This window comes from Collinsella sp. wc0583, assembly GCF_046116915.1.
Lineage (GTDB): Bacteria > Actinomycetota > Coriobacteriia > Coriobacteriales > Coriobacteriaceae > Collinsella.
The window spans coordinates 50934-73668 of sequence record NZ_JBJXBN010000009.1 but is presented as its reverse complement, the minus strand read 5'-3'; the positions used below and the strand labels follow the sequence as shown (position 1 = coordinate 73668).

Below are 22735 nucleotides of genomic sequence, written 5' to 3'. Positions count from 1 at the left end.
CGTAGAGGCATGAATAAGGGGGTTGAAAATAAACGATACTAAATGCAGTATAAATTTAATGTGGGGGGGGGGGTACGATATCTGAGCCGTACAAAATATTAGACCCTCTATTGAGAAGTTGTGTAGGGGTTAGCCGCAGGCGTTGGATAAAGCAGACAAGTGCGGGGACAAATAACCACTTACGGCAAAAATAGTAGCATTTGGCGGAAAGACGTTGATAAAAACGCGGAAGTAGCTACGGTGATTGTTAGAAATAGATTTCAGATTGGCTTTTTCGAACTCATCTATTAAACGTCTTAGAAAAGCGGCTAATCCTTGATGGGATCGAATATGGCCTCGATGGGGATGAAATAATCACGTTGGCAGCGCGCGGATTCAGACGATTTATTTCACTTCTTAGTGGCATGGCGCTCGCGCTTGTCATAGCCCTTGCCGTCGTTTCTTTCGCTCCCCGTGCATTTGGTTACATGCCCTTCGCCGTGCTCTCGGGCTCTATGGAACCCGAGCTCCCCGTCGGCTCCATGGTGTTTGTTCACCAGGTTGACCCAACGAATATTGCCGTGGGCGACAGTGCAACTTTTTACCGATCGGACGGCGCTGTGGTGACTCACCAGGTGTACGAGGTCGACCCTGTGGCGCAGACGATCAGCACGCAGGGAATCGCAAACAAAAATGCAGATGGAATCATCATGCACGACGCCGAGCAGACGCCTTTTTCACGCGTGATCGGCGTCGTCTCTTTTTGTGTCCCTTACCTGGGCTTCGTTAATGCATATTGCACGACGATGCCCGGTTTGCTTGTTGTGGTGGCCGTTCTGGCGCTGCTAGTCGCGGCGTCGATTGTGCTCGATCGGATGGTTCCCGACGAGCCTGCGGGCAATCATGCCCGCGCGCATGCGAAGGGGCGGCGTTCATAGCGGCAGGGGAGAGGTGCCGGCAACGGCAAGGGCCGTTGCCGGGGAAGTCGATTTTCGAAAGGAAGAGAACGATGGAAAACAAGAAGAAAAAGCGCTACGGCATCATTGCCGCCTTGCTGCTGCTGGTACTGGCTGCCGGCGTGGGCACCTATGCATGGCTGACGGCCACGCAGTCGCTGGAGAACGTGTTTACGGTTGGTAGCTTTGGCCACCCGGAAAACAAGCCTGATCCGGACAATCCCGAGAAGCCGAAACCCAATGATCCGAACACTGGCAAGGCCTACCTGTTCGAGACCAAGTGGGTCGACGACTCCAAGATCGTTCCCGGCGCAACTGCCGATAAGAACCCCAACGTCGGCGTCAAGAAGGGCTCCGATGACGCCTACGTGTTTATCTATGTGAAGAACGCCATGGTCAATGACACCGCCGCTCCCGCGAGCACCCCGTACTTCACCCTCAACGACAACTGGAAGCCGGTCGATGGTGAGGTGACCACGTCCGCCGATGGCAAGTATCTGAGCGGCCTGTTCATGTATGCCAAGGGCTCCACGACTGGCGTTCCTGCCGTTCTGAAAGCCAAGGATGCCTCCGATGATGTCTACACCGGCGAGCTCTTTAGCAAGGTTGTGTTCCCCAGCACCTTGGAGGGCTCTATGGTTGCCACCACTCCTAAGATGACGGTTTCCGCCTACATCTTCGGCGACGGCCAGAAGGGCGAGGAGGCTACTCCTGCCGCCAACGCTGTTGCTCAGGCCAAGGCCTGGGCTAAGACCAAGAAGTAATCCCCCTTCCACCGAGATCCCGACCCGCTCCCCAACCCCTATATTCGGGTCGGGATCTCGGTTCTCCTTTGATCGACGATTGGCGAACATAATGCTCAACAATCTTTCCGACAATCAGAAACGCACCTTGGCGCTTGCCGCGATTGCGCTGTTGGCCCTGGCGTGCCTGTGTGGCACGCTGGCTTTTACCGTTGATATGGTTCCGGCGAACAACGTCCTATCGTTTGGCAGCGTGAAGGTACGAGTCTGCGAATACACCCTAAACGAGCAAGGCGAAGAGATTCCGTTTGAGGCCAACGAGCACGGGGACTATCCCGACACCAAGGCCACGGGCTCTGACATTAGCCGCATCGTGCGCGTGGAGAATGCCGGCGCACAGCCCGAGTATGTTCGCGCACGTCTGCGCATGACGTCGGTGGCGTCTGACGGCTCGACCGCGGATGCCTCGGACAACGTCGCCTTTAACGTGAGCGCGGGCGATGGCTCCCCGTGGGTCGATGGTGGCGATGGGTGGTTTTACTATCGCGGCCTTGCCGGACGCGGGGGTGTGCTCGATCCCGGCGTCATGACGGAGAGCCTTATGGACTCGCTGCGATTTGTGGGCGACTACCACGATGCCGCGCGCGGCGGCTCATTCAAACTCGATATCGACGTTCAGGCCGTGCAGGCCAAAAACCAGCAGACAAACGATTCTGTCCTCGACGTGCTTGACGTCGCGGGCTGGCCGGAGGCGAACTAGCCCATGAAGATTAAGATCGTGAACCGAGGTGTGCTCAACAGGCTGATTGCCGTCGCGGCGATTGCCCTTTGCTGCGTTATGGCGCTGCCGGCGGCAGCGCATGCCGAGGATCAGACCGAATTCCATATCACAAACAGGAACGACTTCCTGGCGTGCGTCGCGCTGTCGCGTCAACGCGACACGTCGCAGTGGCGCGTCTATCTCGATAACGATATCGTTCTTAACGATGAAGATATGAACGCCATTGTTGCGAATACGGTCAAGCACCTCTCCTTTGGCAACAAGGACTATCCCTTTAGGGGCGTCTTCGATGGCCAAAACCACACCGTGACGGGTCTTAACTACGCCAACAATATGTTGGATCCCGAGCGCGATACGGGCTTTTTTGCCGAGACCGATGGCGCCACCATCAAGAACTTCCTAGTTAAGGACGCTAACATTTGGGCAGACTTCCGTGGCGGCATTATCGTGGGCAAGGCGGTTAAGACTCACTTCGAAAACGTCATGGTCATGGAGAGCACCCTGCACGTTACGTGTGCCAACAACATGCTCAATGTGATTACCAATGCGGGTTTTGAGGGGGGCCTGATTGCCGGCGAGCTCGACGGTTGCACCCTCTACAACTGCGAGGTCCGTGGTGGCCGCGCCGTTAACAACACGACTTCGGGCGTACAGGCAATCGGTGGCGAGGGCCTGTATATGGCGGCGTTTGCCGGCTACGTTAAGAACTCGACCATCGAGTATTGCCGCGTGACGCCTACGCGCAACGAGGATGGCTCGATTGCCGAGAAGGGCATGACCGACGTTACCAATAAATACGATGTGGCCATTGGCGCCCTGGGCGGCAACAACGTGTACGCCTCGGGTTTTGTGGGCTGCATGGCAGAAGGCGCTAAAGTCATTGACTGCTTTTCAACGGCGAAATGCTATAGCTATGCTGCTTCTTACGTGGGCGTTGTCTCCGTAACGCGCGCTTGGACGGGCGGTCTTGCAGGCCGCATCTTGTCTAAAAGCGGTAATGAAATCACTCGCAGCCATTTCGCCGGCGATTTGAGCTCGCGCCAGTACAACCCCATCGCCGTGATTCCCATCATCCAAAACGATGTGAACCTGGGCGGTATTGCTGCGCGCGCCAACAAGGGCGACGCCACGGTCGCCGAGTGCTACTTTAAGCCGAGCGTGAGCCTAAGCGGCAGCAGCCAGGGTACTGCGGCTAAGAAAAAGATACCTTCGTTTGGCGGCGACGGCACCACCAAGGGCGACAGCTACGGTCCGTGGGATGACGAGCGCTACACCACGCGTGAGCTGTGGGAAGAGCACGACTACGATTTCTGTGCCGGTACCATGCGCTCGACTGATAACGACAATGCCCTGGGTGGCCAGCACACCAATGAGTGGGCGATGGACTACAAGCTGAATATCCCCGTGCACGGCCAGAGCGTTAAGGCGACGATTGATTTTCCCGGCGCGGGCACCGCGACAATCGAGGCGACCAAACTTGGTACTGATCAGGCGACCACGGATCCGTATACCTTTGCGGTGAGCGCTGTGCTGGCCGGAACGGCACAGGGCTTAGCTCAGGGCGATACGTCGGTAACGTTCAGGCAGGAAACCTCCGCAAAGCCCGCGGGGCTGAGCGAGGCGAACGGCGGCTACCGCTTTATGGGCTGGTTCCGCGAGCCCGATGTGCGTGTGAATCGCATTGACCAAGACAACAGCTGGTTTGACGGTAAGACCGATGCTGCTGCTGTTAAGGACGGCAAGCGTGTCGAGAAGAACACGAAGCACGAGGCGTCCTCGAGCTACACTGCCGACAACGGCAAGGACCATGCCAAGAGCGAGGGCTTCAAGGGCAATGACCTCTTTATCGCTTCATACGAGGCGCAGGTGCTGTTCTATAACGTTAAGGGCGAGACGCTCGATTACCGGAGCGGTGTCGCGCATGACAAGTCGACGGATTGGTACCGCTATGGCGTCGGTTTGACGCCAGCTGCCCCCGAGGATCGTGGCAGCTTGTCGACAACCGCGACGTTTATTGGATGGACCACGCAGCCGAACGCCAATAAGAGCATGAATGGCGCCTATGCCGCCATCACCTCGACTCAGTTAGCCGATCTTAAAAATCAGGGAGCTTTTTATCCTGCGGGTAGCGAGATCACCGTTGTCCGTCCAACCGACTTCTATCCGGTGTACAGCGACTACGTGTCGAACATCATGACGGTGTTCGAAGGCAATGAGCAGGACGCAATCGACAATAAGACTCTGCGCGACGGTGTGGGCAAAACTAACGTTAAGGTTGAGACTGCAAAAGATGGCACAAGCACGTATACCGTGCAGGTGCTCGACGTATCCGGCAAAGCTATATCCGAGGACGGCAAGCTGCCCGAAGGGTATCGCTTCTTGGGCTGGTATGAAAACAAGCAGAATGCAGATGGGTCCGAGGTCGAGGTGCGCGTAAGCCGCGACCCAAGCTATAAGCTTCCCGCCAGCGTCGATCTGACCGTCCCGCACACCTACACCGCTCGCTTTGAGTACCGTGTGGATTATTACGTCCGCGCGTACGCGAACGATGAATACACGAACTCGGAACTCCTTTGCTCTGTATGGAACGAGTACGAAACACCGTTTAACGATCAGGTCGGCACAAGTTATGTTCGAGAGAACGTGGTGCACTGGGGTTCCAAGCACGTTAATCATGGCGATAAGAATGCCTATAAGGAGGGCTCGTGCGCAGAGGGGTACTACGACAACAATACGCTAATCGTGGCCCCAATGAGCGCATATTCGCATAACGTGAGAAACGATACGGGGGCGGATACCCTAAAGAATGTCCTTGTGGATACAGATTTCCCAGGTTCTGGAACGTTTGACGAGGAAAAGGTTATTAATGCGTTGCAGTACACGTTTAAGCCATCTAGCGATCGTTATAGCTTGAAGTTTTGGACGCTTGAGAGAATCGGCGGTCGATGGACATATCTCAATACTCCTGAAAAGAAGAACACCGTAAAGGCTTCAATCAATTACACTTCGAAATACCGCATGCGTGCGATGGTGACGACGCGTGTCGATTTTTATAAGAAAGATGGCACGGTCTACAAGGAAACGACACGTCGCTACGAGAGTAATTTGCTCCAAAAGAAGAATGACGAAAAGGATCCCCAGTACACGTACAAGTATCCATTCATCCATACAGATGTTACGGTTGATAACAATTCCGGCGGGGACAGCGACCAAATTACAGATCCTAATCTGACCCTCGAGTCTTCTCCAACCGATACTGAAATGGCTGTGCTGAATTCTGAGGGCGAGCCGGATCCGAGATATAAGTTCTTGGGTTGGATTTCGACCGCCGAGGTCCAGAAGGGTTCTGACGTCTGGAAGTATATCTACGATGTCGAGGACGATTCCTTCACCACTTCTGACCCGGATAAGGCCGAACCGTATCTGGTGAAACCAGATTTTAAGGTCACCCAGTGGCAGGATGCCTATCCGGTGTACGCGAAGTACGACGTTAGGTACACCACCAACCTGCACCGCGCAGGTTTTGATGGCACGGACAAGGTCAATGTGCCTAAGTACGATAAGCACGACATCGCTCCCGTTATCAACGCGGGTACCGATCCTGCTACGGCAACGGTGACCCCTGATATCGAAACTACGGTATACAAGTCCGGCGGTGAGCTATACAAGCTGAATAAGGTCGAAATCGAACTTCCGAATGGCGAGGTTAAGGAGATCGAACCTAACGGCGGTAACTCGTATTCCTATCCGGTGGAGCCCGGCGGGACCTATACATTCGTGGCGTACTATTCGCCGTTGGCGGTCGTGTACCATCTCAATGCCAAGGATGTGGACGGTAAGGTAGCTCAGCAGGGCGATTCTCTCGGCAGCCTTAAGGACGGCATCCCGCTGCCAACGTATAACATTGGCGACATCGATGCCGCAACGAATGCATACAACGTGTTCGCGGGCTGGACGGAAACCAAACCGGCAGTTGGCAGCGGCTATGTCGTTTGGTCGGACGGCCTTCCCATGGTGAATAAAAACACCGTGGTCAAGGCACCTATGGAACTATATCCGGTTTATCGCCCCAGTGCAGTCAAGGTCCAATCGAATATCGATGGCAATCTGGAAAACCCCGGTTCCGTGCGCTCCCTTTCGCGCACCGACTCTGGCGATCAGATTTCGCTGGAGGTAAAAGCTGCAACCGAGGTTGTTGACAAAGACGGCACCAAGTACGACTTTGTCGGCTGGTCGCGCGACTATGTCAATGACGGGCAGTACAGCCTAATGACTGACGATGAGAAGTATCCCCTTGAGGGCAATGAGCCTTTTAAGAGCGTGACCTACACCGCGGTGTACAAGATCGCGCCGCATAAGGTGCGCTATCACGGTGTCGACGGGTCGGTCATCTTTACGGCGACGGTCGACTCGGGCGACGGGCGGGCGACGTGCGCGGGTTTCGTTCACGACGTCGATGTTCCCAAGATGGATGAGAGCGGAAAACCGGTCTATGACAACGACGGCAATCCAGAGACGGAGAAAAAGTCCGTGGCATACGACCCGGACGCCCACTCCAAGATCGTCGCGCTGCTCGATGAACAGACGGCTACTAGCGGTGGCGTGCGCGAACTCTTCCTTGAGTGGCGATATGTGCCTGCCGATGGCACTGCGAAGTCTTGGGATGAGTTTAAGGACGAGCCGGTTAAGGGCGACATGGACCTGTATCCCGTGACGTATCGCGTGGTCGCCAAGGATACATCCGACCCCGAGAACCACGTAACCATGACCACCGCGCAGCTTAAATGGCTGCTCGATCCCAACGCCGCCAACACAGTCGACAACAGCGCCGACAAAGCACCCTTTAAGGTCTGCTTTGCCGAGCCGTTTATGGGAACGCAGTTGACTGTCACGGTTAAGCAGGCGAGCTATGGCCCCAATGCATCCGTGACGGAGAAACCCGTAAACGGCAAGCTTGTCTCGCTCTACAGCCTGGGCTCGGGTAATGGTTCGTTCGACTTGGCCAACCGCCTGGATTCCAAGACGACGGGCGAAGGGGAGCAAGGCGACGGCAATGCTGTGTTCAACTTTGACCAGACTCATGCGCTGACGATCGTCAAAAAGACCACCGATGCTAGTGCCATGGGACAGACGTTCCGCTTTAAGGTGACGAAGACGGCGGAGGGAGCCTCTCCCGAGACGCGCGTGGCCGAGGTGAAGGTCGATAAGCGGCAGCAGGAAAACGGTGAGACCTGGTATGTCGGCAGCGTGCAATTTGCCGCGCCGTCGGGTTTCTATACCGTCGAGGAAGATACGGCTTGGGCATGGCGCTACGAGGGCGAGCTGAGCACGCCGGGCAAGGCGCCCGGTAAATCTGCCGAGCTGACGATTTCGTCTGCTTCGAGCGCGGGCGATGCGGTGGTGACGTGCGTCAACACGCGCGCGAAGGACAAATGGGTCGATGGCGGCTCGCGTGCCAAGAATGTTTGGGAAAACGGCACGCTGAGGAGGGAGGACAAGGATGACTAAGCGCAAGCGGATCGTTGCCCTCCTTGTCGGCGTCCTCCTTTTGGCCGGCGTCGTCGGCACCTTTGCGTGGCTTTCGGTTACGGGCGTGCTGGTCAACGAGTTTGGCTTTGGCTCGGTGGCGCCTTCGGTGGACGAGACGTTCAAGGACAACGTGAAAAGGGATGTCTCGGTAAAAAACACGGGCTCGGCTCCGGCATACCTGCGTGTTGCGGTGGATATCTACTGGCAGGATAAGGATGGCGCGCGCCTGTGGGATGAGCCGGTTGCCGGCACCGACTACACCATTGAGTGGGGCGATAAAGGCGATGCCGCCGCCACTAACAGCCCTTCGTCTTGGGTTCTTGCGAGCGACGGGTTCTACTACTGGACGTCTCCTGTTGCGCCGCTCGGCAAGACGGGCGTGCTCATCAAGAGCGTGTCCGAGAAGAAGGCAGATGGTAAAAACCTAGTCGTCGACATTTCGACTCAGGCGATTCAGTCCACGCCCGACGATGCGGTCACCGAGGCATGGAACTGTACGGTCAATGATGGCGTGCTGGTGCCGCCGCATGGAGGTGCGTGAGTATGGCGTTCCCGATTCGCAAAGGCGTTACGCGCTCCTTGCGTTGCATGGTCGCGGCCATTCTCTGCGTGGTCGCGCTCGCCGTTCCCGCCCGCGCGTTTGCCGATACTCCCGCGATTGCCTATGACGGAAATGCGCGCCAGCTGACGGTAACGGGGGCGACGGGCTCCTCGGGGGAGCCCGATCTGTTTCCCGCCTTTAAAGATCTAATGCCCGGCGATGCACGCGAGCAGCAGATCGAGGTTCGTGCCACGGGCGTAAAGTCCCAGGTACGCGTGTTTGTGCGGGCCGTTGTCGATCACGAGACGGCACACCTGCTGTCGCCCATTACCTTAACGGCGTCGGCTGGCGATGCGTCTGACGGTTGGCTCCAGACGGGAACGCCGGGCAGCGTGTTCGCCTATCCCACGCAGGTCGCCACGTTCACGAGCGATGGCAGCACGGTGCTCAATCTGCAACTAAGTGTCCCGACGTCGGTGGGCAACGAGCTTGCCGACGCGAGCAAGAGCATTCGCTGGGAGATCACCGCCGAGGACGATGGCGAAACAATTCCCGCGCAGCCCGCTGGCTCCAAAAAGTCCAGTCTGTTTGGCTTGGCCGCGACGGGCGACAGCTCGCTCGCTCTGCTTTTGACGCTGCTAACGCTAGCGATTATCGTTTTCATGGCTGCGCTGATCTTGTCCCGAAGGAATAAACGCTAGGTTCATCTTTAAAATGTTTCGCCCGCCCGGCGGCGGAATATTAGGCTTCCTGCTCTACAGTCCTGCTCGCATGGAGAGCACATTGGATCCATCTTCTAAACGCAACGCCCCCCCCGGGCGGCGGGCACGAAGTTCCCTGCTCTACAGTCCTGCGCAAGACGAAGGCCACATTAAGTGGCCTTCTTTGCGTGCGGAACTCGCGATGAACTTCGTGCCCCGACGCCCGGGAGGACGCCTCTTTATTGATGGGAGGCCTGATAGGTCGATGGTTCCGTGCCCGGATGCGTCCAAAGTGGGACGGGCTTTCCGGATGGGCAGGCTTTCGAAAAATGCGTCCCGGAATTTGCCTTTGGAATGGGACGTAGTTTCCCGTTGAGGCACTCGACGGAAAATACATCCCAGAAATGGCCTTTGAGCTGGGATAAGATTTCCGCGGCATCTCGGATTCTCAAAAATGAGACACGCCGTTGGCGAAAATGAGACACGTGATATCGGGCATCGGATGTATCATTTGCAAAAATGAGTCCACTCCACTCGAATAAAGCGAGGTCCCTCATGTACGTTCCACACCCCCGTATCCGTAGGCTGTCGAAAATCCCGCTTGTTGGGACGGCGGCGCTTGCTGCGTTGATCGCCACGAGCGTCGCCTGCTTCACGGCCACGCCCCAGGTTGCCCAGGCGGCAGACGCGCCCGCAATCACCGATATGACCGAGCAGGATTATCAAGCCCTGGGTCTGGGCACGAGCGAGGACATTCCGGCCGATACCGTTGGCCCCTATTCCACTGATACCCCCACGACGTTTGCCACGCGCAGCGAGGTCTATATGGCAGCTAACGGTAGCCATGGCAATCGCTACACTCTGCGCGACAAGCTCGAGAACGTCGAGCGCGGTGACATTGGCGGCAGCAGCAAACTCACCGATGGCTATGGAAGTGTGTGGGGCGCCGCAAAGTTCTGGCAAAACGTCAACAACTTCGATACGAACAGCGATCTCTACAAGCATAGCGACTACGGTGGCGGCACCTGGTCGTACCTAAGCAACAATGAGTCCTCAACAGTACTCGCCAACGACAACAACGGTTTCTCGGGCATTCACGCCACGAGTGTTGAGTTCTGCAGCGACGCCAGCACGGGCAAAAAGAGCCGCGTTGCCGAGCTCCGTGCCTACGGCGACAGTTCCTCCACGACGATTGACGGCAAGTCATACGCCGGAAAGGTTGAGCTGGTCCTCTACTCGTTTAGCAACGGGCGTACGCGCACTCTCGACACACACCTGCCGGTGACGGTCAACACTAATATGATGCACGAAGGCCGTTTTAAGTACCTGGATGCCGGTTACCTGCAAGAGCACGACGCCGTCTTTGATGTCGAGGCGGGCGATGTCGATGGCGACGGCGTCGACGAGCTTTTTGTCTACGCGGGCTGCTATGTCGACGAGAACGGCGTGCGCAAGGCTGTAGTCGACATGTATGACTTGGAGGGCGGCAACTGGAAGCAAAGCGTCGTCAAGATCGATGCCGGTAACGCCGCGGACTACACCACGCACAACAAGGGCGGGAACGACTCCTGGACGCAGCTTCAGTCAGCTCCTGTCGTTTCGCTAGCGGCCGGCGACCTCGATCGCGATTTTTGCGATGACCTCGCCATCGTGGTCTCGGCACCCTACGGCAAGAAGAATATTGATAAGTCGACGCATTGCGAGCTGTTTTCGTGGGATGCATCCAAGGGTGCGCTCGTCCATGTCGATGCTCTGGGCGACGCGGGCGCAATCTCCCTCTCCGCGAACGGCAAGACCATGGTCGCTGCGAATGCGACGTTCGGCACGTTTGCCGCCTACGATGAAGAAGGAAAGAAGACGGGTGAAACCGTCACGGGCCTTATTCTTGCGGGCTATGACTGGCAACGCAGCGCTTTTGATTACGGCGCTTCTGACGGCAGCAAGGGGCTGTACGGCGCGCTGTACCGCTACGCGTATTTTGACTCGGAGTCTGGCGAGTTCAAGCTTTCCGATTGTAAGGAATACAGAGACGGGCTCCTCGCCTCCTATGGGCTGATGCATGTGCCCAACAGCGCATGGAAGGATAGCGCTCAGGATAAGCGCTATCCGTGCACCTTGGCGCCTATTGCCCTTGCCACTGCCAACCTTGACGGCCTGTCCGAGCAGCTGGCGGTTGACGAGGTGCTCGTGGGCGGCGATGTGTTCCGCGACTTTGCCTGCAACACGGCGCAGAGCGGGGCTCAGGGCTTGGGGTCCATGGTCGGAACCATGAGCATGAGCGGTCAGCAATACAACAGCAGCAACAAGCATGACCACAAGGGTATAGAACAGGTGTGGATCAGCGACGTCAAGGCGGGCAGCGTCTCGGGTTCGGACCGCTATAACGAGAGCTTTATCGCCGTGGTGGGCAAGCACCGCGACGAGGACCTGCGCAAGAACGATGACTACTATTGGATGACCGCCTCGCATTTTTCGCTCGACGAGAACGGAAAGGTGCGCCGCGGCGAGGAGCAGGTGATTAGCGAGAGCAACCGTCGCGGCACTACCTACGGCACATTTATCTCGCTCGCGCTGCCCGATGTCGACAACGACAGCGTCAAGATCACGTACAAGGACCGCTACAAGGTCTATACCAACCCGCGCGTGCTTGCCGTGCTGCAGGATGCGCCCTATGTTGAGGATCTGGAGCAGGCATACGGCTATCTGGTGTTGGGCGGCACGTCATACGGAGAGGAAAAGGGCACGGGGACATCCCAGGGCTATACCATTGGCGCCGAGTTGGGCGTTGCCGTCGAGGTGCAGACCGGTCCGCCCCTGGTCGCGATGAATGCTTCAGTCGATTTTGCCGCCGAGGGATGCTATGACTACCGGAGCGAGCGCACGGTCAGCGCAAGCGTAAGCTATGAGTCGCATGCCGGCGAGGGTGACAAGGCCGTGCTCTACACGATTCCGATGGTCTATTACGAGTATGAGATCGAAAATGAGGAAACTGGTGGCAAGGGCGTGATGGCGGCGCCCGTGTCGCTCGGCGCGCAGACCTCGGTCGTTAATGTCGAGGCCTATGACCGCATTGCCAAACAGCACAATATGACGCCGCTCAGCTACTTTTTGACCAACCGGTCGGGAGAACCCGGAACCTATCAAACGACGCTCAACGGCGAGACTCCCGTTGGGGATTCCTTTGGCCTGGGCAAGCCTGGCGTAACGCGCGCCTACACGCACGATGGGTTTAACGGCGCCGCCGCGCAGTCGGGGGCGAGCATTGAGCAGACCATCGAAGTCGAGGAGGGCAAGGAGCAGGAGCTCGAGCTCGGCTTGACGCTGAACGGCAGCGTTGTCATGGGCGCGAAGCTCGCAAAGCACGAGTTGTTTGGCGGCCTGTGCTTTGGTGCCAACGCCGGCTTTACTACGGGTAACTCCTCGAGTGAATCGACCGAATACGGCGGCACCGTCGACAACCTGCCCGAGGCCGCGCAGGGCAAGTACGGTTTTGTGTGGCGTCTGGGCGTCAACGCGGTGGATGTCGACAAGTTCGAGGCAGACTCGGGCGACAAGCTCGGCACCAAGGACACCGACCAGTTCTGGATCGTGGGCTATGACGTTAAGGACGTCGAGATGCCCGACGCGCCGGCCGTGACGGGCTTTACGGCAAACGCCGTCGATTCGATCAGCGTTACGTTTAGCTGGGACGATGTGCTCGCAAACAAGAGTGGCTTTAGCTACGGCGTGGGCATGCTGCAGAGCAATGCGGCGGATGCGGTCGTCAATAGCTGGAAGATTGCCGACAACACGCAGACCTCGCTCAAGTGGGATGGGCTGCAGCCCAATACGGAGTATCGATTCGCCATCGCCGCCGTTAAGAATGGATCCACGACCGAAACAGGTATTCGCTCGGCAATCATCACGGTCAAGACCATGCCCGATGGCATGACGATGACCGTGAGCGGACCTGCGGCGGTTGCTGCGGAGGGGTCGGATCTTGGATACGACTCTTCGGTTGAGCGCACGGCGGGAAGTCACCTGACGCTCTCGGCGATTGTCCATGTGAAGCAACTCGGTGCCGACGATAGCGAAACAGGGCTGGCACCGACCTATATGTGGTACCGCAAGGGCCGCGGCGAGACAGAGTTTAAGCTCGTGGGTGCCGATGGCAACCTCGCGGCTGGAACGGCCTCAAAGCTCGAGATTGACCTGACCGCAGACGATGACGGTGCGCAGTATTACTGCCACGTGGGATACAACGACGTGGGCCTCGACACTGGCATCACGCTGGTGAACATCGCGCCCAAGGAGACGGCGCCCACAACGGTGAACGCCACCCCGATCCGCACACGCCGCCTGTTCTCGCAGGCAAGCGCGGGCGCCAAGAAGTTCCTGGACCATACGCTGGTAAACACTGCCGGCCCCACCGACTCCGAAGGCTCAAAGGATCCCGAGACTCCTGAGACCCCGACGAACCCGGACAAGCCCAAGTCCGAAAACGGAGCTAAGACCGACACCAAGGTCAAGACTACGACCACAGCGAAGAACCTCGCAAACACCGGCGACCAAACATTCGCCCTAGTCGCCACCGCAGCAGCAGCGGGAGCAACGCTCGTAGTGATAGCCCTCATCATGCTGATCAAGCGCCGCAAGACCCACTAGTAGCCAGTCGAACATATCGACAACCCAAAAACCCGGGTAGCCAAAAAACAGGCCACCCGGGTTTTCTGTTGAGTGGAGACTCCGCAAGCGGAAACTGCATCCCACAATTAGCGCCCGGAACGGGACACATTTTCCGTCAAGCCCTCATCCGGAAAATCCATCCCAGTTTGAGCGCCCAGACCGGGACGCACTTTCCCAACGAGCCTCAACCGGAAAATACATCCTGGAATCCAGCTGAATAGTGGGACACACTTTCCCAATCGGGTCCCAAGCGGAAACTGCATCCCATTCCAGACAAGAATTCCGGGACACACTTTCCGCAAACAAAGAAGGCCACATAACGTGGCCTTCAACTTATATATGTTCGGCGATACACCCAAGACAAGCCACGCCCCAACATCAGGGCGTCTGTCCGGGCGGAGGCATATAAGGTTCATCGCGAGTTCCGCACGCAAAGGAGGCCACTCAATGTGGCCTCCGTCTTGCGCAGGACTGTCCGAGCAGGGAACCTTATATGCCTCCGCCCGGACAGACGTTTCAGTTATGAACTCGCAGCTAGTCGCTATTTGATCTTGGTCGTACCCGGTGCCAGGTTGGGGTCGGTCTCGTTGGCCTCGGTCTGGAAGTGCTCGGTGTAGACGTTCTTGCCGTCGCGGAACATCTCGTAGTACTGCATCTTGGCGTAATCCTCGCGCGCCTTGGTGGCAGCCGCGGCCTCGGCGTCGTCGCCGGTGACGTTGGAGGAGAGCGCCCAACGCAGGCTAGCGTCCTCGTAGCCCACGGAGTTGATGGCGGGCAGCGACTCGCGCAGCGTCATGTGCGCTTTCTGGTAGTCGGAGAGGGGTGCGCCGATCAGCTGCATCAGCTGGGTGGACAGGTAGTTGGTGGACAGGTCGTCGACCTCACTCGTCTGGTCGCAGCCGGCAACGTCGTAGTTAGCCCAAATGATGTAGTCGGTCTGCCACAGGCGCTCCTGATGCGTAGCGTCGTCCTCGCTGGTAAACCACTTATCGTTGAACTTGGACGGGAAGAACGGCTGGTGATCGCCCCAGAACACCACGACCACCTTGCGGTCGAGCTTGCTCAGGGCGTTGAGGAAGTAACGCAGCGCCTGGTCGGACTGCTCAATGCACGAGACGTACTCGTCGACATCGGAGAGCGTGCCGTCCTCGATGGTCTTGGCGTCCAGGTCGGTCGTGTCGATGTTCAGGTGCATCTGCTTGTCGACCGGCAGCAGACCCGTATCGTAGCCCGAGTGGTTCTGCATGGTCACGTCGAAGATAAACTGCGGATCGGTGTTCTGGTCGAGCAGCTCAAGAATCTTGTCGTAGGTAGCCTGGTCGGTCACCATGCCGCGCAGGGTGTCGGCTCCCTGGAAGTCGTTGATGGACAGGAACTGGTCAAAGCCAAAGTCCTTGTAGACGTTATCGCGGTTCCAGTTGGTTGCGTGGTTGGGGTGCATGGCCGTGGTGGAATATCCGAGCGACTTGAACTGCTCTGCCAGATTCCCGGTCGTTTCCATGTTGTAGATGGTGTAGGGGTACACGCCCGAGCCCAGGCTTGCCATGGAGTTGCCGGTCATAAACTCAAACTCGGTATTGGCGGTGCCGCCGCCGTAGGCGCTCACGTAGAGCTTGCCGCGGCTGAGGCAGTTGGACAGGCTCTTAAAATACTGCGGGCCCTCGTAGCCGGCGCGCATGTTCTGGTAGATCGACAGATCCGAGAACGTCTCGTTCATGATGGCGATGACCGTGGGCTTCTCGCTGTCGAATTGGTCCTTTGCGGCGGCGCGCTCGTCGCTCTTGGCCGCGTCGGACTTGTCGTAGGCCTTGGCGTACTTTTTGAGCGTGGCCTTGGCATCGTCGACGGAGTAATCGGCGGGCTTGGGCGGCTTGATGGACTGCGCTGCGCTAATGAAAGCGGGCATGTAGCCCTCGCGCCAGTAGCTCTCGAGCGGGCGCCAGGTGTAGACGGTGATGCCGAGGGTGTTGTAGTAGTCGATAAGCGTGACGTGCGCGGTCACGCCGCCCAGACACAGCACGGCGACAAGCAGGTTGGTGAGCAGCATGCGCTTGGCATTGACGGCGCCCTTCTGGCGATGCGGCGCCACGATGCCAGCGTACTCGCACAGCAGCATCGAGATGGCGGTAAAGCCCATGGACAGCACGCAGAACAGCGAGATCGAGAAGGTGTAGCCGTTGCCGGCGACCGCGGCGGCGGTGGAAATGGCCGAAAGGTCGCCCGGCTGGATGGGCATGGATTTAAACGTAATGACGAAGAACTCGGCAATGCCCAGGACAAAGAGGGCAAAGGCCAGGACCGCGGGAGCTGCACCGTGGCGCTGGAACAGGAAGAACAGGCCGCTCATGAGCGCGGTGATGATGGCCCACTCAAGCAGGATGCACAGGGGGTAGACCCAGGTAAAGTCGTGGTTGGACGAGACCTCCATGCCCAGCAGCGCAAAGACGCCGGCGAGCAGCAAGCACAAGACGGCGGCGACGAGCGGTTTGCCCACGAAGGCGCCGCGCAGGCGGGCAAGCTTGCCGGTGGGGGCGGGGGCATCGGTAGCAGCGAACGCAAAGACGCGCGGGGCGATGCGGTCGCGGGCGATGCTGGTCCAAGCGCATCCGGTGAGGATGGCGTTGGTCAGAATGAGCATCACAAAGGCGAGCGGCTCGTTTTGGGCGACGAGGCCAATGGCGCCCCAAATGGTCAAAAAGAGCTGGAACAGACCGAAGGCGACGCTCCACCCAAGAGCGCTTTTGGTAACGGTGCCCGACTGAGCGCGAATGGCCTTGGCCTCGCGCAAGACAAGGTAGACGGTCGCCGCAAGACCGACGAGCGAGATGGCGGCAGCGAACATGCTGAGACTCCTCACAAACTTAAAACCTACGAAAGCGGGGGTTTACCCGATTGTTACCAAGATATGCGCTGCAATTGGTGACTGCGCACAACAACCAGCCATATTAACGCGCGCGTGTGGCGGTGTGGCGCAATGTAGTGGCGACCTGCGCGATAATGGACGGGAATTACACGGAAACGTAAAGGCTTCTTAAAGAAATGGCAGGGATGGGGCTATGAGCGAGCAGGTTTGCACCAAGGCTGTGGATACGTACGGCTATCCGGTCGAGACCACGGGCAACGCGGTGCTGGACACGTTGGAGCATCGCTCGTCTACGCGTGCCTTTGCGCGTGATGACGACGACCGTCCCGTGGCGGTGACCGACGAGCAGCGGGCGGCGATTTTGCATGCGGCGAGCCGTGCGCCGTCGGCAGGCGCCATGATGATGTATTCCATCGTGAGCATCCGCGAGCAGGCTACGCTCGATCGCCTGGCCGACCTGTGCGACCACCAGCCCATGATCGCCAAGGCGCCCTGGGCACTAATATTTGTGGTCGATTATGCCAAGTGGATCGATCTGTTTGAGCACGTGGGCTGCTTTGAGCCCGAGTTTGTCGAGCGTACGGGTAAGGCGCCCCGCCGCGCGCCGGGTTTGGGCGACTTTGCCATCGCGGCTCAGGACGCCGTGATCGCCGCGCAAAACGCCGTGGTTGCCGCCGAGGCCCTGGGGCTGGGGAGCTGCTACATCGGTGATATCGTCGAGAATGCCGAGGAAGTTGCCGAGCTGCTCGATCTGCCGCCCTATACCATGCCGCTATCGATGCTCATCATCGGCACGCCCCGTAAGGAGCGTCCGGCAATCGCGCACCCCGTGGTGAACCTGGTGCACGAGGAGCGCTACTGCCGTGCGGATGCCGCGACCATGGACGCGCAGGTGGCCGAGATGGACGCGATGTTCCGTCCGCATGCCCGCGAGGTGGGGGAGCGCGTCGTGGATATCTACACCCGCAAGCACACGAGCCCCTTTATGGCCGAGATGAGCCGCTCCATGGAGTGGTGGTTCAAAAATTGGCTCGGAAAATGACGAATGTGACAAGGGGACGGTCCCTTTGTCACATTCCATATCGCCGCGGTAGTCTAAAGACTGTATAAATCTTTATCTAGCTGGGAAAACAGTGCATTAAAACATGGGCCGATTACCTATAATCCCTTCGAACGTTAAAGTTGGGAGGAAACCGGCTTATGGAACAGAAGGCCAAGGAGGCAGCCTCACACGCTGCGATTCCTGTGAGCATCTCGGCGATGCTCGTCACGCTAGGCGTGGTGTACGGCGATATCGGCACCAGCCCTATGTATGTAACCAAGGCGCTCGTTGCCGGCAACGGCGGTATCGGAAGCGTGACGGAGGAGTTCGTACTCGGCGCGCTCTCCCTTGTCGTGTGGACGGTCACGCTGCTGACCACCATCAAGTATGTGCTCATCTCGCTGCGCGCCGATAACCATGGTGAGGGCGGCATCTTTGCCCTGTACAGTCTGGTCAAGCGCTGCGGCAAGTGGCTTATCATCCCCGCCATGCTGGGTGGCGCCGCGCTGCTCGCCGACGGCATCCTGACGCCGGCCGTTACCGTTACCACGGCCATCGAGGGCCTGCGCACCATCCCGGCGGTCCATGCCGTGCTGGGCGATGACCAGGGCCGCGTCGTCGCCATTACGCTCGCCATCATCATCGTGCTCTTCTTGGTACAGCGCATCGGTACGGCCAAGATCGGTCACGCCTTTGGCCCCATCATGACGCTGTGGTTCCTGTTCCTGGGCGGCACGGGTCTGTTCTTTGTCTTCCAGCACCCCGCCGTGCTGCTGTGCCTCAACCCGGTGCGTGGCATCGCCTTTTTGCTGAGCCCCAACAACCACGCGGGCATCATGATTCTGGGCAGCTGCTTCCTCGCCACCACCGGTGCCGAGGCGCTCTACTCCGACATGGGCCACGTCGGCCGCGGCAATATCTACGCCACCTGGCCGTTCGTTAAGTGCTGCCTGCTGCTTTCCTATATGGGCCAGGGCGCTTGGCTTATGAACAACGCTGCCAACCCCGAGCTCATGGGCATTGCCGACCTCAACCCGTTCTACCAGATGCTCGCCCCGGGCCTGCGCCCGTTTGCCGTAGGCCTTTCCACCGTCGCGGCCATCATTGCCTCGCAGGCGCTCATCACCGGCGCGTTTTCGCTGGTGTCCGAGGCCAGCCGTCTGGATCTCATGCCGCACATGCAGGTCTTCTACCCTGCCGAGACCAAAGGCCAGCTCTACATCCCCATGGTCAACAACGTCATGCTTGTCGGCTGCGTCATCGTGGTGCTGCTGTTCCAGAACTCGGCGCATATGGAAGCCGCCTACGGCCTTGCCATTACGCTGACTATGATGTGCACCACGCTGCTGCTCTTCTTCTACCTGCATGAGGAGCGCAAGCTCAAGGTTGCTCCGTGGATCTTCGCGGCCTTCTTCCTTTTGCTCGAAGGCTTCTTCTTCGTGAGCTCGCTCACCAAGTTCTTCCACGGCGGCTACTTCACCATCCTCATGGCTGCACTCATCATGGGCATTATGGTGTGCTGGTACAACGGCACGGCGGTCGAGCAGCGCCAGTTTACGCTGCTGCCGCTGCGCAGCTACCTGCCGCAGCTCAAGCGCCTGCGCGACGACGACCGTTACGAGCGCATAAGCGACAACATCGTGTACCTGACCAAGGACACCCATACCGACTACATCGACCGCGATATCGTCTATTCGATCTTGGACAAGCATCCCAAGCGCGCCCGCGCCTGGTGGTTTGTGAATGTCGAGACCATGGACGAACCGCACACCTTTGCCTATTCGGTCGAGACGTTCGGCACCGACTACGTGTTCCGCGTGCATCTGTACCTGGGCTACAAGATCAACCAGCGCGTCAATGCCTACCTGCGTCAGGTTGTTCAGGACCTGGCTGCCACCGGCGAGCTGCCGCCGCAGACGCATGACTACTCGGTCTACAAGGATCCGGGTAACATCGGCACGTTCAAGTTCGTCCTGATCCGTAAGCTTCTGGCGCCCGAGAGCGACGTGGAGCCCAGCGAGCGCACGGCCATCACGCTCAAGTACATCATCCGCCGCGCCGCCGGCACACCCGCGCGCTGGTATGGCCTGGAGAACTCCAACGTGAGCTTTGAGTACGTGCCGCTGTTCACCAAGTTCAAGGCCGTGAACAAGATGCAACGTCTGGCTCCCAACGAGCGGCCGTAGACGTCGGCGGCTACACGGAGTTGGTTTTGATGGATAAGCATGAGGCCGGGGAGGTAAACATGGATACAAAGGCGCTCGATGGCCGTGAGGCGGTGGTCGAAATGATGCGTGAGGCGCGTGTCGACGCAGCCGAAGATCGGTTCTTTACGAATCGGGCCAACATGGACATGGCCGATCGTGTGATTTCGGTCGTGGCGCTGGTATTTGGAGTGGTATGCGTGTGTGCCCTGCTCGCGCACGTGCTGTTTGTCTAGCGGCTGCCGGTCGTAGAAGGCTTTACACTTAGAACCACCACGAGGGAAGACCACCACAAAGGTGCCTGTCCCTTTGTGGTGGTTTTTGTTTTTGAGAGAGGGGCGGGGCGCTGATGGACGTCCGTACGGACGGCGATATTGCCGATAGCTTTTGGTGGCGGCGCACAACGCTGACGCGCCGCACTCCTCTGTATGACGCCTGCGTATCGGCGGGGCTGCTGGTCGCGGCGACGATTGTGGGCGCGCTACTCGACCATCCGGGTCTCGCGCCGAGTATCATGATCGTCTATGTGTTCGCCGTTCAGCTGTGCGCATTCTTTACCTGGAGTCGCCTGTATTGCTTGCTGAGCTCGGCTGCCGCCGTGGCGCTCTACAACTTCTTGTTTGTCGACCCGCGCTACTCGCTGTCGCTTATCGACCGCGGCTATCCCGGCATGTTCTTCATCATGTTCGTGGTCTCGCTTGTGTCGAGCTCGATTGCGTTGGCCCTGCGCCGCGCCTTGGCACAGGCTGCCGCTAGCGACCGCCGCACGCATATGGTGCTCGAGACCAACCGCATGCTGCAGCGGTGTGCCGATCAGCAGCAGATTGTGCATGCCATGGCAACGCAGCTGGCGCGTCTTTCGGGCTGTCCGGTCGTATGGTACAGCGCCGACGCCGACGATGAGGACCTGCTGCCGCGTGCGACGTACACGGCCGTGGGCGATGCCGCGCCGGTGCACGAGCTGGCGCCGCAGATGCCGCCGCGACTCTCGGCGTCGGCTTACGTGGGAACCCCGCTCGATGCCACGTTTGGCGGCTCGGCGTTTTATGGCATCTACCTGACGGTTCGCACGGGCGACGGCTTCGTGCGCTCGGGCGACCCCGCCTCGGTGGTGGGCGTGCTGGCTATCGTTGCCGAGCCCGACGTGCTGACGCACGAGGAACGGGCGCTTGCCGTTGCCATCGTGAGCGAAGGCGAGCTGGCGCTCGATCGCGTCCGCGCCATGGAGGCCCGCGAAGAAGCGGCGGTGCTTGCCAAAAACGAGCAGCTGCGCGCCAACCTGCTGCGCTCCATCTCGCACGATCTGCGCACGCCGCTCACCAGTATTTCGGGCAATGCCGACGTGCTGCTCGACCAAGGCTCGACTGGCACGGCCGTGCTCGATGCCCAGACGCGCCGCGGCCTGCTCCTGTCCATTCGCTCGGATGCGCAATGGCTCAACGCTACCGTCGAGAACCTGCTCGCCATCACCAAGCTCGAGGGTGGCGGCATGCATCTGTCGACTACGCTCGAGCTCATGGATGATATCGTCGAGGAGGCACTGCGCCACGTAAATCCGGCCGTGCGCGAGCACGACCTTAAGGTGGTGGCGTGCGATGAGCCGGCACTCGTCAACGTCGACGCGCGCCTGATGGTGCAGCTGGTGGTCAATCTGGTGAACAACGCCATCACCTATACGCCCGCAGGCTCGCATATCATGATTTCGATTAGCGTCGACGATGGACGCGTGGCGTGCTCGGTGGCCGATGATGGTCCGGGCATCGCACCCGAAGATCGCGAGCGGGTCTTTGAGTCGTTCTACACCGCCAACCACGGTCTTGCCGACAGCCATCGCAGCGTGGGCCTAGGTCTTTCGCTCTGCCGTTCCATTGCGTTGGCGCATGGCGGTAGCATAGAGGTTGCCGCGGCGGACCCGCACGGCTCGGTCTTTACGATTGAGCTTCCCGCCGCCGACGTTTCGTTTGATAAGGAGTAGCGCTGTGCCAAACTCTGCCGTAAAACCGCTCATCTTGGTCGTTGAGGACGACCCCGCCGTTCGCAATCTTATCGTCGCTGCGCTCGAGGCGCACGGCTTGCGCCATATGGCCGTGGAGACCGCCCATGCCGCCATCGCCGCCGCCTCATCGCAGGCACCGAGTATCGTGCTGCTCGATCTAGGCCTGCCCGATATGGATGGTGTCAAGGTGGTGGAGTCGGTGCGCGCATGGTCGGGTATGCCGATTATTGTGGTTTCGGCGCGCAGCGAGGATGCGGACAAGATTCGCGCGCTCGATGCCGGCGCCGACGACTACCTGACCAAGCCGTTTTCGGTCGAGGAGCTGCTCGCGCGCATTCGCACGACGCTCAGGCGTCTTTCGTATGCACAAACGGGCGGTGTTGCCTCCGAGGGCTCGTTCGATGCCGGTGAGCTGCATATCGATTTTGATGCCGGCATCGCCACGATGGATGGCGAGGAGCTGCATCTGACGCCGATCGAGTACAAGCTCCTGTGCCTGCTGGCGCATAACGCCGACAAGGTGCTGACGCACCAGTTTATCCTGCACGAGATTTGGGGTACGGCAACCAAGAGCGACCTGGCGAGCCTGCGTGTCTTTATGGGCACGCTGCGCAAGAAGATCGAGTCCGACCCCGCGCACCCGCGCTATATCCAAACGCACGTGGGTATCGGCTATCGCTTGGTCACCCAGGGATAGGCCGGCATCCGCCATCCCACTATGAGTTGCGGTGAAAT

General features: G+C 58.9%; 13 protein-coding genes. 12 read left to right on the top strand and 1 reads right to left on the bottom strand.

Features of this window, described 5'->3' with window-relative positions:
* The first annotated feature begins 359 nt into the window (after positions 1-359).
* The 7 genes from ACKUUJ_RS09030 to ACKUUJ_RS09000 all read left to right on the top strand — a co-directional run bounded on the left by ACKUUJ_RS09030 (position 360) and on the right by ACKUUJ_RS09000 (position 13874).
* On the top strand, positions 360-917 hold the full coding sequence (locus tag ACKUUJ_RS09030) for a signal peptidase I (protein ID WP_409065351.1): 558 nt from the start codon (positions 360-362) through the stop codon (positions 915-917).
* 71 nt (positions 918-988) lie between these two features.
* The gene (locus ACKUUJ_RS09025) at positions 989-1699 is read left to right on the top strand and encodes a SipW-dependent-type signal peptide-containing protein (protein ID WP_409065350.1); all 711 of its coding nucleotides are present in this window, start codon (positions 989-991) and stop codon (positions 1697-1699) included.
* A gap of 91 nt (positions 1700-1790) precedes the next feature.
* The gene (locus ACKUUJ_RS09020; RefSeq protein WP_409065349.1) at positions 1791-2438 is read left to right on the top strand and encodes a hypothetical protein; all 648 of its coding nucleotides are present in this window, start codon (positions 1791-1793) and stop codon (positions 2436-2438) included.
* Positions 2439-2441: 3 nt separating this feature from the next.
* Entirely contained in the window at positions 2442-7967 is a 5526-nt protein-coding gene (locus tag ACKUUJ_RS09015) for a hypothetical protein (protein ID WP_409065348.1), read from the top strand.
* Complete coding sequence (locus tag ACKUUJ_RS09010) at positions 7960-8529, top strand: hypothetical protein (protein ID WP_409065347.1); 570 nt, start codon at positions 7960-7962, stop codon at positions 8527-8529. The genes ACKUUJ_RS09015 and ACKUUJ_RS09010 overlap by 8 nt, the downstream gene beginning before the upstream one ends.
* Positions 8530-8531: 2 nt before the next feature.
* Complete coding sequence (locus ACKUUJ_RS09005) at positions 8532-9230, top strand: hypothetical protein (RefSeq protein WP_409065346.1); 699 nt, start codon at positions 8532-8534, stop codon at positions 9228-9230.
* 555 nt (positions 9231-9785) lie between these two features.
* Positions 9786-13874, top strand: coding sequence for a fibronectin type III domain-containing protein (locus ACKUUJ_RS09000; RefSeq protein ID WP_409065345.1), 4089 nt, complete (start codon positions 9786-9788; stop codon positions 13872-13874).
* Between the two features lie 562 nt (positions 13875-14436).
* Here ACKUUJ_RS09000 and ACKUUJ_RS08995 read toward each other — a convergent pair.
* Positions 14437-16737, bottom strand: a complete 2301-nt coding sequence (locus ACKUUJ_RS08995; RefSeq protein WP_409065344.1) for an LTA synthase family protein — start codon at positions 16735-16737, stop codon at positions 14437-14439.
* Between the two features lie 214 nt (positions 16738-16951).
* On the opposite strand from ACKUUJ_RS08995, the gene ACKUUJ_RS08990 reads away from it, so the two are divergent.
* From ACKUUJ_RS08990 to ACKUUJ_RS08970, 5 genes are all read left to right on the top strand, one after another.
* A complete protein-coding gene (locus tag ACKUUJ_RS08990) occupies positions 16952-17800 on the top strand; it encodes a nitroreductase family protein (protein ID WP_409065343.1) in 849 nt (282 codons plus the stop codon).
* 158 nt (positions 17801-17958) lie between these two features.
* Positions 17959-19986: a KUP/HAK/KT family potassium transporter gene (locus ACKUUJ_RS08985; protein ID WP_373204993.1), complete on the top strand. Its 2028-nt coding sequence runs from the start codon at positions 17959-17961 to the stop codon at positions 19984-19986.
* A 59-nt stretch (positions 19987-20045) separates the two neighbouring features.
* On the top strand, positions 20046-20240 hold the full coding sequence (locus tag ACKUUJ_RS08980) for a hypothetical protein (protein ID WP_409065342.1): 195 nt from the start codon (positions 20046-20048) through the stop codon (positions 20238-20240).
* A 113-nt stretch (positions 20241-20353) separates the two neighbouring features.
* Positions 20354-21979 carry an ATP-binding protein gene (locus ACKUUJ_RS08975; protein WP_409065341.1) on the top strand — a complete coding sequence of 542 codons (1626 nt, stop codon included), beginning with the start codon at positions 20354-20356 and terminating at the stop codon, positions 21977-21979.
* A 4-nt stretch (positions 21980-21983) separates the two neighbouring features.
* A complete protein-coding gene (locus tag ACKUUJ_RS08970) occupies positions 21984-22697 on the top strand; it encodes a response regulator (protein WP_368135192.1) in 714 nt (237 codons plus the stop codon).
* Positions 22698-22735 lie beyond the last annotated feature (38 nt).